This is a genomic window from Photorhabdus namnaonensis (genome assembly GCF_001684335.1).
Taxonomy (GTDB): domain Bacteria; phylum Pseudomonadota; class Gammaproteobacteria; order Enterobacterales; family Enterobacteriaceae; genus Photorhabdus; species Photorhabdus namnaonensis.
In genome coordinates this window covers 1-652 of the sequence record NZ_LOIC01000056.1, presented here as the reverse complement: position 1 = coordinate 652, position 652 = coordinate 1, and the positions used below count along the sequence as shown (strand labels likewise).

General features: G+C 54.1%; 1 rRNA gene. It reads right to left on the bottom strand.

The window, feature by feature from the left end:
• Nucleotides 1–21: 21 nt before the first annotated feature.
• Nucleotides 22–652, bottom strand: a 23S ribosomal RNA gene (locus tag Phpb_RS09935); the annotation flags it as partial.

Sequence of the window (652 nt, the reverse complement as noted above, 5' to 3'; positions counted from 1 at the left end):
CCAAAACCCCTTCGGCGTTGTAAGGTTAAGCCGCTCGGTTCATTAGTACTGGTCAGCTCAATGCGTCGCCGCACTTACACACCCAGCCTATCCACGTCTTCGTCTTAAACGTTCCTTCCGTGACTAAAGTCAAGGGAAGACTCATCTCAAGGCAAGTTTCCCGCTTAGATGCTTTCAGCGGTTATCTCTCCCGCACTTAGCTACCGGGCTATGCCATTGGCATGACAACCCGTACACCAGTGGTGCGTCCACTCCGGTCCTCTCGTACTAGGAGCAGCCCCTTTCAATCTTCCTGCGCCCACGGCAGATAGGGACCGAACTGTCTCACGACGTTCTAAACCCAGCTCGCGTACCACTTTAAATGGCGAACAGCCATACCCTTGGGACCTACTTCAGCCCCAGGATGTGATGAGCCGACATCGAGGTGCCAAACACCGCCGTCGATATGAACTCTTGGGCGGTATCAGCCTGTTATCCCCGGAGTACCTTTTATCCGTTGAGCGATGGCCCTTCCATCCAGAACCACCGGATCACTAAGACCTACTTTCGTACCTGCTCGAGCCGTCACTCTCGCAGTTAAGCTGGCTTATGCCTTTGCACTAACCTCACGATGTCCGACCGTGATTAGCCAACCTTCGTGCTCCTCCGTTAC